Origin of the sequence: Bacillus sp. NPDC077027, from assembly GCF_050269555.1 — a bacterium.
Lineage (GTDB): Bacteria > Bacillota > Bacilli > Bacillales > Bacillaceae > Bacillus.
The window spans coordinates 569,652-587,005 of sequence record NZ_JBNNIO010000002.1 but is presented as its reverse complement, the minus strand read 5'-3'; the positions used below and the strand labels follow the sequence as shown (position 1 = coordinate 587,005).

At 41.7% G+C, this 17,354-nt stretch carries 15 protein-coding genes; 12 read left to right on the top strand and 3 right to left on the bottom strand.

Annotation, left to right across the window (positions count from 1 at the left end):
• Positions 1-3: 3 nt before the first annotated feature.
• The gene (gene uvsE, locus ACQKEZ_RS08515) at positions 4-963 is read right to left on the bottom strand and encodes a UV DNA damage repair endonuclease UvsE (protein ID WP_427299867.1); all 960 of its coding nucleotides are present in this window, start codon (positions 961-963) and stop codon (positions 4-6) included.
• A gap of 12 nt (positions 964-975) precedes the next feature.
• Entirely contained in the window at positions 976-2,172 is a 1,197-nt protein-coding gene (gene cls, locus ACQKEZ_RS08510) for a cardiolipin synthase (protein ID WP_427299866.1), read from the bottom strand.
• A gap of 154 nt (positions 2,173-2,326) precedes the next feature.
• Between cls and ACQKEZ_RS08505 the strand changes: the two genes are divergently transcribed.
• The 7 genes from ACQKEZ_RS08505 to pyrG all read left to right on the top strand — a co-directional run bounded on the left by ACQKEZ_RS08505 (position 2,327) and on the right by pyrG (position 11,747).
• The gene (locus ACQKEZ_RS08505) at positions 2,327-4,438 is read left to right on the top strand and encodes a heterodisulfide reductase-related iron-sulfur binding cluster (protein ID WP_427299865.1); all 2,112 of its coding nucleotides are present in this window, start codon (positions 2,327-2,329) and stop codon (positions 4,436-4,438) included.
• 128 nt (positions 4,439-4,566) lie between these two features.
• On the top strand, positions 4,567-5,745 hold the full coding sequence (locus ACQKEZ_RS08500) for an acetyl-CoA C-acetyltransferase (RefSeq protein ID WP_427299864.1): 1,179 nt from the start codon (positions 4,567-4,569) through the stop codon (positions 5,743-5,745).
• A 15-nt stretch (positions 5,746-5,760) separates the two neighbouring features.
• Entirely contained in the window at positions 5,761-6,621 is an 861-nt protein-coding gene (locus ACQKEZ_RS08495) for a 3-hydroxybutyryl-CoA dehydrogenase (protein WP_427299863.1), read from the top strand.
• Between the two features lie 14 nt (positions 6,622-6,635).
• Positions 6,636-7,745 (top strand): acyl-CoA dehydrogenase family protein, encoded by a 1,110-nt coding sequence (locus ACQKEZ_RS08490; protein ID WP_427299862.1) that lies wholly within the window; start codon positions 6,636-6,638, stop codon positions 7,743-7,745.
• A gap of 18 nt (positions 7,746-7,763) precedes the next feature.
• Positions 7,764-8,903 carry an acyl-CoA dehydrogenase gene (locus tag ACQKEZ_RS08485; RefSeq protein ID WP_427299861.1) on the top strand — a complete coding sequence of 380 codons (1,140 nt, stop codon included), beginning with the start codon at positions 7,764-7,766 and terminating at the stop codon, positions 8,901-8,903.
• A 474-nt stretch (positions 8,904-9,377) separates the two neighbouring features.
• Positions 9,378-9,902 carry a DNA-directed RNA polymerase subunit delta gene (gene rpoE / locus ACQKEZ_RS08480; RefSeq protein ID WP_427299860.1) on the top strand — a complete coding sequence of 175 codons (525 nt, stop codon included), beginning with the start codon at positions 9,378-9,380 and terminating at the stop codon, positions 9,900-9,902.
• Positions 9,903-10,139: 237 nt separating this feature from the next.
• Complete coding sequence (pyrG, locus tag ACQKEZ_RS08475; protein ID WP_427299859.1) at positions 10,140-11,747, top strand: glutamine hydrolyzing CTP synthase; 1,608 nt, start codon at positions 10,140-10,142, stop codon at positions 11,745-11,747.
• A 36-nt stretch (positions 11,748-11,783) separates the two neighbouring features.
• On the opposite strand, the gene ACQKEZ_RS08470 is transcribed toward pyrG, so the two are convergent.
• Entirely contained in the window at positions 11,784-12,314 is a 531-nt protein-coding gene (locus ACQKEZ_RS08470; RefSeq protein WP_427299858.1) for a DUF2529 domain-containing protein, read from the bottom strand.
• Between the two features lie 180 nt (positions 12,315-12,494).
• Between ACQKEZ_RS08470 and ACQKEZ_RS08465 the strand changes: the two genes are divergently transcribed.
• The 5 genes from ACQKEZ_RS08465 (at position 12,495) to glpX (ending at position 17,218) form a co-directional block, all read left to right on the top strand.
• On the top strand, positions 12,495-12,869 hold the full coding sequence (locus ACQKEZ_RS08465) for a response regulator (protein ID WP_427299857.1): 375 nt from the start codon (positions 12,495-12,497) through the stop codon (positions 12,867-12,869).
• Between the two features lie 178 nt (positions 12,870-13,047).
• Positions 13,048-13,905 carry a class II fructose-bisphosphate aldolase gene (locus ACQKEZ_RS08460; RefSeq protein WP_427299856.1) on the top strand — a complete coding sequence of 286 codons (858 nt, stop codon included), beginning with the start codon at positions 13,048-13,050 and terminating at the stop codon, positions 13,903-13,905.
• A gap of 113 nt (positions 13,906-14,018) precedes the next feature.
• A complete protein-coding gene (fsa, locus tag ACQKEZ_RS08455; RefSeq protein WP_427299855.1) occupies positions 14,019-14,660 on the top strand; it encodes a fructose-6-phosphate aldolase in 642 nt (213 codons plus the stop codon).
• 270 nt (positions 14,661-14,930) lie between these two features.
• Positions 14,931-16,220: a UDP-N-acetylglucosamine 1-carboxyvinyltransferase gene (locus ACQKEZ_RS08450; protein ID WP_427299854.1), complete on the top strand. Its 1,290-nt coding sequence runs from the start codon at positions 14,931-14,933 to the stop codon at positions 16,218-16,220.
• A 32-nt stretch (positions 16,221-16,252) separates the two neighbouring features.
• On the top strand, positions 16,253-17,218 hold the full coding sequence (glpX, locus tag ACQKEZ_RS08445; protein WP_427299853.1) for a class II fructose-bisphosphatase: 966 nt from the start codon (positions 16,253-16,255) through the stop codon (positions 17,216-17,218).
• Positions 17,219-17,354: the final 136 nt, after the last annotated feature.

Here is a 17,354-nt window from a genome sequence, read left to right as displayed (position 1 = left end):
CATCTATTTCCACTCAATCGTGCCGCCGCCAGTCCGTCGATTCCCCCTGATAGCAGATAGTTCTTCCACTAGACGAAGCATTGCCTGATCCTTTTGCTTTGCTTCAATCATAAAATCGACGTCTTGATTGAATGGTTTTAATGCTTGAAACAAGGGGAGGATGAAGGACATTTCCACAAAATCAGCATGACTACGAATCGCCTTTTCTGATTTAGGCGAAGAGAGATGAATTTTTGGTGGAATCCCAGTATCCTCCCACGTATGAAACATACGTTTTAAGATGTCTTCGAGTGGTGTGTGATCGTCTTTGTTTGCGATGTAATGATGAAAGTCAAAGACAAACGGAATGCCATGTTTTTCACATACGCTTAATGTTTCTAAAGAAGTGTATGTTTTGTCATCATTTTCTAATGTCATTCTTGCTTTTATGTGAGCTGGTAGTTGTTTTATGTTTTCATCAAATCGTAGGAGAGCGGATGCTTTATCTCCGTAAGCACCGCCAACATGAATATTCAAATAACCTGCTTTCTCTAGCCCAATCGCTTCTAATAATTGATAATGATACGTTAGATCAATCACCGCATTGTTTGTGATAGAGGGCTTTGAGCTGGTGAACAGTGTAAATTGATTCGGGTGGAAGCTAATCCGCATACCATGCCTTTTGACGACACTTCCGATCTCGAGAAGCTCTTGCTTGAAAGGTGAAACAAAATCCCACAGAACATCAGGATGAGTGGCAAGAGGAACAATCGAGCTTGAAAAACGATAAAGTGGGATATCATGTGCGATGGCATAGTAAAGGGTTCTTAACGTATTCACTAAGTTTGCCTTTGTTGTGCGTAAAAGGGCTGCCTTTCGATCCTGCTTGGACAGCTTGCTATATCTCGTGTAGGTAAGGGACTTAGCTGGTGATGCCTCCCAAAGAGTAACTGCATTTGAAACATATCCAAAGCGATAACGCATGCTTCATCTCCTTTATAAAAAATAAGAAAAAAGAGCGCCAAGCCATTCGAGTGGTCTTGTGAGCAATGGCCTTTTATTATATTTCTCCTTCGTCAACAGCTCAGACACCGCAATATGCTCATGCACCTTTTGTTCTACTTCTTGTGTAAATGCTGCGTCATCAATGACAACATCCACTTCCTCATTCAAAAAGATACTGCGCTTATCAAAATTCGCCGTGCTGATCATGCAACGCGCTTGATCAATGAGGATGGCTTTAGCGTGATAAAATCCTTTGTAAAAACGATAAACCAAGCATCCAGCGTCCAGCAAATCTTTAAAGTAATGGAAGCCTGCTTCTTTGACGAGAGGATGGTCTGCTTTCATTGGAACGACAATGACAATATGCACACCTCGCTTTCTTGCATCAAGTAAAGCCTGATAAAGCAATTTTGACGGAATAAAATAAGGCGTGCAAATAGTGATATTCTTATTGGCGCTCTGAATATCGTGAAGAAGCATGTGTTCAAGGGAAAAACCAGCTGTTGCATGAGTTGTGCAACGTAATGATCCTGCTTCAAGCGACGGGAAAACTTCATATTGAAGCTGATGAATACCAGAACAGCGGTACAGATCATTTAGGAAGACATGCTGTAGATCTGCGACAACATGTCCTGTCATGCGTAAATGATAATCCTTCCATATGCCAAAGCGGCCTTTTTTGTTTACATATTCATCTCCAATATTAAAGCCACCAATATAACCTATTTTTCCATCAATGACTGTAATTTTACGATGATTTCTCATATTGAATCGGTAAATAAGAAAAGGGAAGCGAGGCTTATTTAAAAAGTAAAATCGAATGCCGCTTTTCTTTAGCATTTCAATCGTTTGTTGGTCAAATGAATATGAGCCAAGACGATCTGTTAGTAAAAAAACAGACACACCTTCTTTTGCTTTTTTCTTTAAGGCTTGAAGGATTCTTTGTCCGATCGCGTCGTTCTTTACAATAAAAAACATCATATGAATAGAAGAGACAGCCTTTTCAATGTCTTGAAGCATTTGTTCAAAAAGTGGTTCACCATTATGGTAAAAGAGAGCGTCCCCAGAAGTTGTTTCAAACGTTCGTTCAAAGGCATGTGTGGAAAAATACTTTTTTGCAAAATAAATATCAAGAATAACAAATAGTGCAAGTATGACGAGTATCGCTAAGATGATCAGAATGAACATGAATCTTTCCTCCTTCTTTACAGGTTTCATTAGTGTACCCAAACCTGTAAAAAATATTGACTGAACACTCATTCATTATTTATGATAGAGGTACAACATGACTTTGTAACGGAAGAACATGGATCGTTTTGGGGGAATGAAAGGGGGAGACAACATGAATATCCTTTTGATCGTCAATTTTATCGCTTTTGCGGTTGTAACCGTTTACGCTGTGTATTTGTTTATTTATCTCATAAGAACAAGAGCGGCGTACATTCGTCTTGGAAAAAAAGAAGTATTTCAAAAGGACATGAAGAAACGTTTAGAAAAAGTATGGGTCAACGTGTTTGGACAAAAGAAGCTGTTAAAGGATAAAAAGAGCGGCATGATTCATGTACTGTTTTTCTATGGTTTCATTCTTGTACAGTTTGGCGCCATTGACTTCATTGCAAAAGGACTTGTCCCTGATAGTGGGTTGCCGCTTGGACCGTTATATGGAGGCTTCACATTTTTTCAGGAACTTGTGACATTGCTCATTTTAGTTGCAGTTGTTTGGGCATTTCATAGGCGCTATGTTGAAAAGCTTGTCCGCTTAAAAAGAGGGTTTAAATCGGGGCTTGTGCTTCTATTTATTGGTGGATTGATGCTGACCGTACTACTTGGCAATGGCATGAACATCATTTGGCATGGACATCAATTATCGGCCACTGAACCGATCGCATCAAGTATCGCCTTTCTTTTAGGTGGTTTATCTCCTATGACAGCGACTGTCATCTTTTATATTGCATGGTGGGTGCACCTGTTGATCTTGCTCACTTTCTTAGTGTATGTTCCACAATCAAAGCACGCCCATCTCATTGCTGGACCAATCAATGTGTTTGTCAGCAGACTTGATCCGCCAGGTAAATTACAAAAGATTGATTTTGAAGATGAAACGCAAGAGACATTTGGAGTTGGGAAAATTGAGGACTTTAGACAATCTCAGTTGATTGATTTATATGCATGTGTGGAATGCGGCAGATGTACGAATATGTGTCCAGCAACGGGAACAGGTAAAATGCTCTCACCAATGGACTTAATTTTAAGACTCAGAGATCATTTAACCAATAAAGGGGCAGCCATCACATCTAAAACACCGTGGGTGCCGCAAGTGGCATTTCATCAGACAGCAGGAAATCAATTAGCGATGCAGGCAAAAGGGGCTGGCGCAAAGGAAACAGCGGCAACGGCTCTTTACAACCCTTCTCTTATTGGAGAAGTCATTACCGAGGAGGAGATTTGGGCTTGTACCACGTGCCGAAATTGTGAGGATCAATGCCCTGTGATGAACGAGCACGTGGATAAGATTATTGATATGCGTCGATACCTTGTTTTAACAGAGGGGAAAATGGATGCAGATGCCCAGCGTGCGATGACGAGTATCGAACGCCAAGGAAATCCATGGGGGCTAAACCGAAAAGAAAGAGAAAACTGGCGCGACCTTCGCGATGATGTATATGTACCAACAGTCAAGGAATTGAAAAAAGAGGACAGATCATTTGACTACTTATTTTGGGTTGGTTCAATGGGGGCCTATGATAGCAGAAGCCAAAAAATCGCACTTGCATTTGCGAGGCTTCTGAATCAAGCTGGTGTGTCATTTGCGATTTTAGGAAATAAAGAGAAAAACTCAGGGGACACACCGAGACGACTAGGAAATGAATTTTTATTCCAAGAGATCGCAGCAAAGAACATTGAAGAGTTTCAAAAAAATGGTGTGACAAAGATTGTGACAATCGATCCGCATGCGTACAACTTATTTAAAAACGAATATCCAGATTTCGGACTAGAAGCAGAGGTCTATCACCACACAGAGCTACTAGCTGAGCTAGTGAAACAAGGGAAATTAATGCCAATACATGAGGTAAACGAGGTTATTACGTTCCACGATTCATGCTATCTAGGCAGATATAATGAAGTGTACGACCCACCAAGAGACATATTAAATGCCATTCCAGGCGTAAGATTAAAGGAGATGGATCGAAATCGTGAAAATGGCATGTGTTGCGGAGCTGGTGGTGGATTAATGTGGATGGAAGAAGAGACAGGAAATCGAATAAACACTGCGCGCACGGAACAAGCATTGAGCGTTCAACCAACTGTCATTAGTTCTGGCTGTCCGTATTGCTTAACTATGTTAGGAGATGGGACGAAAGCGAAGGAAGTAGAGGATCAGGTCGGAACATACGATGTCGCAGAGCTTCTTGAGAAATCTGTCTTTGGAAGCAATCTGTCACACGCTTCATGAGCAGGAAGCTCTGAAGGATGGATGTATAAAGCATGTCGATTTCAATCAAATGCTGATTGGAATCGACATGTTCAAGATGCACATGCATCCTTTTTTTCTTTTTGACAGCACCCGCAGGAGGGGATGAAATGGGAAGGACAATCATTGTATCTGGAGCGAGAACACCTTTTGGAAAACTAGGGGGAACGCTTAGCAGTAAAACGGCATCAGAGCTTGGAGGAATAGCCATAAAAGCGGCGCTCGAAAAAGGATCGGTCGCACCACAGAACATCGATGAAGTCTTGATGGGAACTGTATTGCAAGGAGGACAAGGACAGATACCTTCGAGACAAGCGGCAAGAAGTGCGGACATTCCCTGGTCTGTTTCAACTGAAACAATCAACAAGGTATGTGCTTCTGGCATGCGAAGTGTGAGCTTAGCAGATCAGATCATTCGCGCTGGTGATGCGCGTACCATTGTCGCCGGTGGAATGGAATCAATGTCGCATGCACCTTACCTTTTAAAGAAAGCAAGGTGGGGTTTCAAAATGGGCGATGGATCTGTAAAAGATGCCATGCTCGAGGATGGGCTCACCTGCTCCTTTACCGGTTCACATATGGGCGAGTATGGCAACGAGGTAGCAAAAGAGCTAGGAATTACGAGAGAAGAACAGGATGTATGGGCGCTAAGAAGCCATGAACGAGCGGTTCAAGCGAGAAATAAAGGATATTTTCAGGAAGAAATAACGCCTGTTACCATTCAACAGAAACAAGGGGCTCAGACCATCACCTTAGACGAATCCCCACGGCAGGATACGTCATATGAAAGATTGTCGAAGTTGATGCCGGTCTTTGGTAGAGAAGGCACGATTACAGCAGGCAATGCGCCCGGTGTGAATGATGGTGCTTGTGCGCTTGTGTTGATGGATGAAGCGTATGCGGAGGAGCAGGGGATGAATTCACTGGGGGTAATATTAGGGCACGTCCAAGTGGCATTAGAGGCGAAGGATTTCCCAAAAACACCTGCACTTGCTATCCAAAAATTATTACAAAGAACTGGGAAGCGCTTAGAGGACATCGACCTTTTCGAGATCAATGAAGCATTTTCTGCCGTTGCACTGGCCTGTGAAAAAATGCTTGGCTTAAACAGACAAAAAATCAACGTTAACGGTGGAGCGGTTGCGCTTGGGCATCCAATTGGGGCAAGTGGTGCTCGAATCATTTTAACGCTTGCTCATGCGTTAAAGCAAAGAGGCGGTGGGATTGGAATTGCGTCGATTTGCAGTGGTGGTGGTCAAGGTGATGCCATCATGATTCAAGTGAGATAGGAGGTGTTCGATCTAATGAGTACTGAAGAAACAATTATGGTCGTCGGTGCAGGTCAAATGGGGTCTGGAATTGCACAGGTATTTGCTCAATCGGGCTATACAGTACTGCTATATGATTTGACAGAAGAACGCATTCATCAAGCCATCTCATCCATGACAAAACAACTAACCAAACGAGCAGAAAAAGGCAAATTAGCGCATCAAGCCGTACGAGACATCACCCAACGTTTAGCAGTATCAAACGATCTAAAAGATGTGAAACAGGCACATTTGGTCATAGAAGCAGCTTCAGAACAGATGACCACGAAGAAGCATATTTTCGAAGCGCTTGATCAGTATGCAGATAGTCAGACCATTTTCGCAACCAATACTTCATCATTGTCCATTACAGAGCTTGCGGCAGTCACAAAAAGGCCAGAGCAGGTCATTGGTATGCATTTCATGAATCCTGTGCCTGTTATGAAACTTGTAGAAATAATTAGAGCTTTGCAAACAAATGAAGACACGTACAAAGCAGTATGCGAAACTGCAAAAAAAGTAGGTAAAACCCCCATTGAAGTCGAGGATTTCCCAGGCTTTATTTCAAACCGTATTTTAATGCCTATGATCAATGAGGCAATCTATACACTCTATGAAGGGGTTGCCGATGTAGAAAGCATTGATGGCATAATGACGCTTGGGATGAACCACCCGATGGGACCGTTACGATTGGCAGATTTGATTGGGCTAGATACATGCTTGTTTATTATGAATACCCTTCATGAGGGTCTTGGTGATAGTAAATATCGACCTTGTCCGCTCCTTAAGAAATATGTGAGTGCAGGCTGGCTTGGCAGGAAAACAAAAAGAGGCTTTTACACATATCACGACCTTTAATAGGGGGAGTTCATATGGATGTAAGGTTGACAGAAGAACAGCGTCGTTGGAAACACGAGGCTGTCGTTTTTGCCAAGGAAGAAGTGATGCGCGAAATTCCAATCATGGAGCAAGGGCATTTCCCCAAAAAACTCCTAGACAAAATGGGGCAGCGAGGGTTTTTAGGGATGCCAATTCCAACGTCCTATAGTGGCATGGGAACAGATTTCACCTCTTATATTCTCGCCATTCATGAACTGTCGAAGGTAAGTGCAACGTTAGGTGTCATTGTCTCTGTTCATACCTCCGTTGTCACATTACCGATCCTTACATTTGGCAGTGATAAGCAAAAGGAAACGTATGTCCATTCACTTGCATCTGGAAAGAGTCTCGGTGCATTTTGTTTAACTGAACCGACGGCTGGATCAGATGCATCTAGTATTCGATTAAAAGCAGAGCGAACAGGCGATCATTATCTACTAAATGGAACAAAAATATTTATTACCAATGGTGGTGAGGCAGATGTGTATCTTGTATTTGCCGTAACTGATCAGACCGCCTCTAAAAACAACATTTCGGCATTTATTGTGGAGAAGGGAACACCGGGATTCTCTATTGGAAAAGATGAAAAGAAGATGGGGCTTCATGGCTCAAAAACAGTTTCACTTCATTTTGATCAGGTTAATATCCCGAAGCTTCAATTGCTTGGAAAAGAGGGGGAAGGCTTTCAAATCGCACTTTCTAGCTTAAGTGCGGGTCGAATCGGAATTGCGGCACAAAGCCTTGGAATTGCAGAAGCGGCTCTTGATGAAGCAATTTCTTATTTAAAGAAGCATCCCAAGGGAATTGAAACGACCATCAGATTAGGAGATATGGCTACTAAGATTGAAGCGTCTAGGTTGCTCGTCTATCAGGCGGCTGCTCTGAAACAAACAGGTCGATCTGTTGTGAAAGAGGCATCTATGGCAAAGTTATTCGCTTCTCATACAGCAGTTGAGGTAAGTACAGAAGCACTTCACCTTCTTGGAGTGGCTGGCTATACGAAGAATTTCCAAGCAGAGCGTTATTTCCGCGATGCGAAAATATGTGAGATTTATGAAGGAACGAGTGAAATTCAAAGGCTCGTCATTTGTAAACAGCTATAACGAAATGAGGTGGCTCATATGCAGTTTATCTTAAGTGATGAACATCAAATGATTCAAAAAATGGTGAGGGATTTTACGAAGAATGAAGTGGAACCGACAGCTGCAGAGCGAGATGAGCACGAAATGTATGATCCAGCCATCTTTCAAAAAATGGCGGAGCTTGGACTAACAGGAATCCCATGGCCAGAAATCTATGGCGGTATTGGTAGTGACTATTTAGCTTATGTCATTGCAGTCGAAGAATTATCTAAAGCTTGTGCGTCCACAGGTGTAACGTTATCAGCTCATACATCACTTGCCTCTTGGCCGATCTATACCTTTGGCTCGGAAGCACAAAAGAAGCAATATTTAACGCCTTTAGCAGAAGGCAAGAAGGTTGGTGCATATGCACTGACAGAAAGCGGCTCAGGTTCAGACGCAGGCGGAATGAAAACAACTGCAATTAAGGCTGGCAATGAATATGTAATCAATGGCTCTAAAATTTTTATTACAAATGGTGGAATCGCAGATTACTATGTTGTATTTGCTGTAACTGATCCCAATTCAAAGCCTCGGCAAACAACAGCATTTATCATCGAAAAGGATACACATGGTTTTTTCATTGGAAAAAAGGAAAGCAAGTTAGGCATTCGTTCATCACCAACAACCGAAATCATATTTGAAGATTGCCGCATTAACGAAGCAAATCGACTTGGTGAAGAAGGAGATGGCTTTAAAATTGCGATGATGACACTAGATGGCGGTCGGAATGGTATCGCAGCACAGGCAGTAGGTATTGCCCAAGGCGCACTAGATGCGGCCGTCTCCTATGCAAAAGAGCGCAAACAGTTTGGGAAACCGATTATTCAGCAGCAGGGAATTGCATTTAAACTAGCAGATATGGCAACAGCCATAGAAGCGGCAAGACTACTTACGTATCAGGCAGCTTGGCTTGAAACACAGGGCTTGCCATATGGAAAGGAATCGGCGATGTCAAAGCTATTTGCGGGTGATACGGCGATGAAAGTAACGACTGAAGCAGTACAAATATTTGGTGGATACGGCTATACGAAAGACTATCCAGTCGAACGCTACATGCGAGATGCCAAGATCACACAAATCTATGAGGGAACGCAAGAGATTCAAAGGCTTGTCATCTCAAGGAAACTACTAGTTTAGCCGTCTATATAAGGCTTCTACTATATAGCATTCATAAATATTCCACACTGTTTAACTTTTACAGACATTGTGGTAGAAATAATGAGCGAAAAGCATCGGGCGAGCCATTCGCGATGCTTTTTTTGCATAAGAGAAAAATAAACGTAAAGAGCGCATCCGCTGAAAAAATAGGTAATAGAAGTCATTTCAAGAAAATGTTAAAATTGAAGATGAACAGCGACAAAAAACCAATCTTCTATTTCCAAGGAAAAATCATAAGACGGTTGTAAAGAAAATTTGCCTATTCTCACAAGAATATTCACTGCCTATCACTAAATTGTGAAAAAATCATAATTTAACAGCGATAAAGGTGGCATAAACTCCTCTAATTTGTTTATAATGAGAGGTATGGTTTGTCGTAAGAATAAGGTATAAATACTTATTATTTCACTGATAAATGGATACATACATGTAATAGAAAGGGAGTGTCTGGCCTTGAGTTTGAAACAATACTCTCAGGAGCAGCTCAATCAAATGTCTTTAGTTGAACTTGCGTATGAAATTTTTAGAGGCAACAAAAAACCGATTACGTTTTCCGAGTTAATAGATGAAATCGTCCGTTTGCAAGGAATTCAAAAGTCTGATCTTGATGATCAGATTGCACAATTTTATACAGACTTAAATATAGATGGTCGCTTTATCTCACTTGCTGATCAAAAGTGGGCGCTTCGTAGCTGGTATCCAATTGACCAGCTTGAAGAAGAATCTCTGCCGGCAGTCAAAACAAAAGCGAAAAAGAAAAAAACAAAAGCAGCAGCCGTTGAAGAAGACTTCGATGAAATTGAAGAAGTGGAAGAGGTTGAAGAGCTTGAAGAAGATCTTGACATCGTAGAAGATGACGCTGATCTTGATTTAGAAGATGAAGAGCTTGATGAGTTCGATGATGAAGATGACGAGGATGACGATGGTCTTTCTGAAATCGAAGAAGACGATTTAGAAGAAGAGGAAGAAGAAAAATAAACCTCTCATCTCTCCCTTAAAACAGGAAGAAAACCGTCTTGACTTTCGAGAGCGAACTATGTAGTATGTATTTTGGGCTCTTTAAAAAGAGTATGTAAAGATACGTTCGTTACGCTCCCTTTCATTTATTTGAAAGGGAGCTTTCTTATTTTTCAAGAGATTTAGGGCTAAACTCTAGATGGATGAAGCTGTGCATGCCTTTTGCATGCAAGGGTAAAAAAGAGAGGAGTATATGAAATGACAAAGTATATTTTTGTAACAGGAGGAGTTGTTTCCTCACTTGGTAAGGGAATCACGGCTGCATCATTAGGCCGCCTTCTTAAAAATAGAGGGATGGATGTCACAATTCAAAAGTTCGACCCTTATATAAATGTAGACCCAGGAACGATGAGTCCATATCAGCATGGAGAAGTATTTGTCACTGATGATGGTGCTGAAACTGACCTTGACTTAGGACATTATGAGCGTTTTATCGACATCAACCTAAACAAATATAGCAACGTTACAACAGGTAAAATCTATTCGACGGTATTGAAAAAAGAACGTCGTGGTGACTACCTTGGTGGGACTGTTCAAGTCATCCCTCACATTACAAATGAAATCAAAGACCGCGTCTACCGTGCTGGAAAAGAGACCGGTGCCGATGTCGTCATTACAGAAATAGGTGGAACAGTTGGTGACATCGAATCCCTTCCATTCCTTGAAGCTATTCGTCAAATGAAGAGTGACATTGGACGCGAAAATGTGATGTATATCCACTGTACGCTTGTACCATATATTCGTGCGGCAGGTGAACTGAAAACAAAACCGACACAGCATAGTGTAAAAGAATTACGTAGCCTTGGTATTCAGCCAAATGTCATCGTTGTCAGAACGGAAATGCCAATGACTCAAGATATGAAAGATAAAATTGCCCTATTCTGTGACATTGATACAAAAGCTGTTATCGAGTGTCAAGATGCGGATACACTTTATTCCATTCCACTTGATCTTCAAAAGCAAGGACTGGATAAGCTTGTATGTGAACATATGAAGCTAGAATGCCAAGATGCAAACATGGAAGAATGGAAAGAGCTTGTCAATAAAGTGCAAAATCTATCCAAACAAGTCACAATTGGACTTGTCGGAAAATATGTTGAACTGCAAGATGCGTATATCTCTGTTGTCGAATCTCTTCGTCATGCCGGTTATACATTTGATGCAGACGTACAAATCAAATGGATCAATGCAGAAGAAGTAACAGCTGAAAATATTTCTGACTTTGCTCATGACGTTGATGGTATTATTGTGCCTGGTGGCTTCGGTGACCGTGGAGTAGAAGGGAAAATTATCGCAACACAATACGCACGTGAAAACAAAGTGCCTTTCTTCGGTATTTGCCTTGGTATGCAAGTGGCATCCATTGAGTATGCAAGAAACGTACTAGGACTAAAAGGTGCACACTCAGCAGAAATTGATCCAGAAACGAAATTCCCCATCATCGATCTTCTACCAGAACAAAAGGATGTAGAGGACCTAGGTGGAACACTTCGTCTTGGCCTTTATCCATGTAAATTAGAAGAAGGTTCAAAAGCATTTACTGCTTACAACGATGAAGTGGTTTATGAACGCCATCGTCACCGCTATGAGTTCAATAACGAATTTAGACAGCAAATGGAAGCATCAGGCTTTGTCTTCTCTGGAACAAGTCCAGATGGTCGACTTGTTGAAATTATCGAACTGAAGGATCACCCATGGTTCTTAGCATCTCAGTTCCATCCAGAATTCACTTCAAGACCAACAAGACCACAGCCACTGTTTCAAGCTTTCGTAGGCGCTTCTCTAAAAGCTGCTGAATCAAAATAAGACAAAAACTGCCGGACATCACTGTCGGCAGTTTTTTTATTCATATTCTTCTACAATCTCTTTTAAAGTAAAAGAAAGTGCATGGTATACATAAAGACAAGCCATTAAAGCGGGAAAGCCATATCGTGTACCATCTTCAGCAGGTACAAGCGGTTTTTTTAGCTGGAAATCAATATGGACATCACAATGTTCTTCAACAAATGAAGGTTCCTTTTGGGCTGGACCTACACCGACAATAGGTGTACCCTGATCATATAGTTTTTTGACAAGTGCCTGAATCTCTTCATCTTCTGGATCGGAGTAGAAGAGAAGCACTCGATCACTCATATCAAGTGAAGCGCACTGCACTTGATCATCTAGCAGTACCTTCGCCGCCGGAAACGGTTCCTGACTGTGGATGGCTTCTAAGGCAACAGCGGCAAGCTCATTTTTGCCATAAAAATAAACCGAGTTCCCACTAATGACAGCTTGTGCCAAAAGGCGGCTGCCATCTTCTATTGCTTCCGTCCCTTTGCCTTCAATACGTGAAAATATACCTGATAACTGGGTCGTAAAAATTTTTAACAAGACTCATTTCCTCCTTCTGTTAGCTCATTTTATAATATATTTAAAGAGAATATTAGGAAAAATACTCAGAAAATGTCGTAAAGTAATCTATTATAATTAAAGGAAATGCGAAAATCAAACAGAATTATTTAACAACTGCTCTTTTTATGACGAAAAATGAATGCAATGGGGTGTAAACGGATGAATGAAAAAATTTTAATTGTCGATGATCAGTACGGTATCAGAATATTATTAAACGAAGTGTTCCATAAAGAAGGCTATCAGACGTTTCAAGCAGCAAACGGACTTCAGGCGTTAGACATTGTCAAGAATCACAGACCGAACCTTGTATTACTTGATATGAAAATTCCGGGCATGGATGGAATCGAAATTTTAAAGCGCATGAAGGTTATAGACGAAGATATTCGTGTCATCATCATGACAGCTTATGGTGAGTTAGATATGATTCAAGAATCGAAGGAGCTTGGTGCGCTCACGCATTTTGCAAAGCCATTCGACATTGATGAAATTAGGGATGCGGTAAAAGAATACTTACCTCTTGAAGCAAATGGCTAACTGGAAATGATTGAATCAATTCATTTTGTTGCCGATTTGTCGAATAATTGGTATCCTATATAAGTAGAAGAAAGCGATCTGGCTTTGAAATTTTACATATGGCGAGAAATTCTGGTCATGCTAGGGTAGAGAGCTTTTTTTAGTAAGCAAATTAGCTACATAGGGAGGATTTTTCATCATGCCTTTAGTATCAATGACAGAAATGTTGAAAGACGCAAAGGAAAAAGGTTATGCTGTAGGGCAATTTAACTTAAATAACTTAGAATTTACACAAGCGATTTTACAGGCTGCTGAAGCTGAGAAATCTCCTGTTATCCTAGGGGTATCAGAAGGTGCTGGACGCTATATGGGCGGCTTTAAAACTGTTGTCGCAATGGTAAAAGCTCTTATCGAGGAATACAATGTAACAGTTCCTGTTGCAATTCATTTAGACCACGGTTCAAGCTTTGAATCTTGTGCGAAAGCCATTCATGCAGGTTTTACATCTGTCATGATTGATGCTTCTCACCACCCGTTTGATGAAAATATTGCTACAACTGCTAAAGTAGTTGAACTTGCACATTTCCACGGTGTATCTGTAGAAGCTGAGCTAGGAACTGTTGGCGGTCAAGAAGACGACGTCATCGCTGACGGCGTTATTTATGCTGATCCAAAAGAATGCCAAGAGTTAGTTGAGCGCACTGGCATCGACTGCCTTGCGCCTGCACTTGGCTCTGTACACGGACCATACAAAGGTGAACCAAACCTTGGTTTCGCTGAAATGGAAGAAATCGGTAAAACGACAGGTCTTCCACTTGTTCTTCATGGCGGTACAGGCATTCCAACTGCTGACATCAAGCGTTCAATTTCACTTGGTACAGCAAAAATTAATGTAAACACAGAAAACCAAATTGCTTCTGCGAAAGCAGTTCGCGAAACTCTTGCAGAAAAGACTGAAGAGTATGATCCACGTAAATATCTTGGACCAGCTCGTGACGCTATTAAAGCAACTGTTATTAGCAAAATGCGCGAATTTGGTTCTTCTAACCAAGCTTAATTCCATTAGGATTGAAAGCCGCCTGACAGTAACAGGCGGTTTTCTCCATATCTTGAGAAAGCGCAATCAAACACACATTTCAGAAAACTTCATTATACAGGAGAGTGGATCATATGTTATTTTTCATCGATACAGCCAACATTTCAGACATCAAAGAAGCTCATGAACTCGGAGTTCTTGCTGGTGTGACAACAAACCCTAGTTTAGTAGCGAAAGAAAAGAATGTTTCCTTCCATGATCGCTTACGTGAAATCACTGAAGTGGTTTCAGGCTCTGTCAGCGCTGAAGTCATTTCACTAAAAGCAGAAGAAATGATTGAAGAAGGAAAAGAGCTTGCTGCTATTGCACCAAACATCACAGTAAAAGTTCCAATGACAACTGATGGATTAAAAGCCGTCAAAGCACTAACAGATTTAGGCATCAAAACGAACGTCACACTGATCTTTAACGCAAACCAAGCACTTCTTGCGGCAAGAGCTGGTGCAACGTATGTATCACCATTCCTTGGACGTTTAGATGACATTGGTCACAATGGCCTTGATTTAATCAGTGAAATCAAAACAATCTTTGATGTGCATGGCCTAGATACACAAATTATTGCAGCGTCTATCCGTCACCCGCAACATGTGACAGAAGCAGCACTTAGAGGAGCTCACATCGGAACAATGCCGCTTAAGGTGATTCATCAATTAACAAAGCACCCATTAACTGACGCAGGCATTGAGCAATTCTTAGCTGATTGGAACAAAGAATAACAGACTTTAAAGCATAGTAAATTGATAATTGTGGCAAGCGGAAGCAGGTATCCGTTTGCCGCGATTCTTGCGGGAAACGCTAGAAACGTTTTGTGTATAGGAGAGATCATCACAGCCTCGCATAGCTTCGATTATTTTTCTTCCGACAAATTTCGTTTAACCTGTATTCTTTCTCTTGATATTGGCTAAATTTTGGACAAGACTTTTTTAGCGCGAAATCCACACCAGTATAGCTCCAGTAATGATCTTCTTTAAAGAAGGGAGACAAATATGGAAAAGTTAAATATTGCCGGCGGTGATCCCCTTCGTGGGACCGTACATATTAGTGGTGCGAAAAACAGTGCAGTTGCACTAATTCCCGCCACAATTCTTGCTGATTCTCCAGTAACCATTGAAGGCCTTCCACATATATCAGATATCACCACATTACGCGATCTTTTAGAAGAGATTGGTGGCAAGGTCAACTTTGAAAAGGGAGAAATGGTCGTTGATCCATCGACAATGATCAGCATGCCTCTTCCTAATGGAAAAGTCAAAAAGCTGCGTGCATCCTATTATTTGATGGGGGCGATGCTTGGCAGATTTAAGCAAGCTGTCATCGGTCTTCCAGGAGGCTGTCATCTTGGTCCTCGGCCAATTGACCAGCATATCAAAGGCTTTGAAGCACTTGGCGCAGAAGTGACAAATGAACAGGGTGCGATTTATTTGCGTGCAGAAAAATTAGTCGGTGCCCGCATCTACTTGGATGTCGTCAGTGTAGGTGCCACGATTAATATCATGCTTGCGGCTGTTCTTGCTGAAGGGAAAACAGTCATTGAAAACGCAGCAAAAGAACCAGAAATCATCGACGTTGCAACACTACTTGCCAGCATGGGGGCAAAAATTAAAGGTGCAGGAACCGATGTCATTCGGATTGAGGGAGTTCAGTCCCTTCATGGATGCAAACATTCTATTATTCCGGATCGCATTGAAGCAGGTACATTTTTAATTGCTGGAGCTGCCATGGGACAGGAAGTTGTACTTGATAATGTGATACCAACTCATTTAGAATCAATTACGGCTAAACTAAGAGAGATGGGATTCACAATTGAAACAAGTGATGATCAACTGCTGATCGTTGGAAGAAATGAAGGCCTCAAGCCTGTTGATTTAAAAACCCTTGTCTATCCAGGATTTCCAACTGACTTGCAGCAGCCAATGACTGCCCTATTAACAAAAGCGAAAGGAACAAGTGTTGTAACGGACACAATTTATTCTGCTCGCTTTAAGCACATCGACGAATTGCGCCGCATGGGTGCAAACATGAAGGTGGAAGGGCGTTCGGCGATTGTTACTGGACAAACGCAACTTCAAGGTGCAAAGGTCAAAGCAAGCGACCTACGTGCAGGTGCATGTCTAGTAGTGGCTGGGTTAATGGCAGATGGTGTAACAGAGATAACAGGGCTTGAACATATTGACAGAGGTTATAGCATGCTTGAGGAGAAACTAGAAGGCTTAGGAGCGACCATCTGGCGTGAAAAGCTGAATGACCAAGAAATAGAAGAACTTCAAAATTCATAAGGCTTTGACAGTGAGAGGAGATTTGGACAAAAATGGAAAGAAGTTTATCGATGGAACTAGTACGGGTGACAGAAGCAGCTGCACTTAAATCTGCACGTTGGATGGGCAGAGGCAAAAAAGATGAAGCAGATGATGCGGCAACAAGCGCTATGCGTGATGTGTTTGATACAATTCCAATGAAAGGGACAGTTGTCATTGGTGAGGGTGAAATGGACGAAGCACCAATGCTTTATATCGGGGAAAAGCTTGGGAACGGCTATGGCCCTCGTGTTGACGTGGCAGTTGATCCATTGGAAGGTACAAATATTGTCGCAAGTGGTGGCTGGAATGCACTTGCAGTGATTGCAGTAGCTGATCATGGCAACTTGCTAAATGCACCTGATATGTACATGGATAAAATCGCAGTTGGTCCAGAAGCTGTCGGCTGCATCGATATTGAAGCCCCTGTGATTGATAACTTACGTGCTGTAGCGAAAGCAAAAAATAAAGACATTGAAGACGTTGTTGCCACCGTTTTAAACAGAGAACGTCATGAAAAGATTATTGCTGAGCTTAGAGCAGCAGGGGCAAGAATTAAATTAATCAACGATGGCGATGTAGCAGGGGCAATCAATACAGCCTTTGATCATACAGGTGTTGATATTTTATTTGGTTCTGGTGGTGCGCCTGAAGGAGTCTTATCTGCTGTTGCACTTAAAGCACTTGGCGGAGAAATCCATGGGAGACTACTTCCTCAAAGTGAAGAAGAGTTAAGACGCTGCGAAAAAATGGGTCTCGATGTAGGTAAAGTTCTTCGTATGGAAGACCTTGTAAAAGGCGATGACGCCATTTTCGCTGCAACTGGTGTAACTGATGGTGAACTGTTAAAAGGCGTGCAATTTAAAGGATCTGTTGGCACAACACACAGTGTCGTTATGCGTGCAAAATCAGGAACTGTTCGTTTTGTTGATGGTAGACATAGTCTTAAGAAAAAACCAAACCTTGTCATTCGTCCGTAATAAAAACAGAGCGGGTATGTATTACCCGCTTTTCATATAGGTGTCAAATTTATATCATTTGCCTATTAAAGTTGAATAATCTCCGCAAATGAGGTAAAACTAAAGAGTGCTGCGAAATTTTCTGCGAATTTACTTC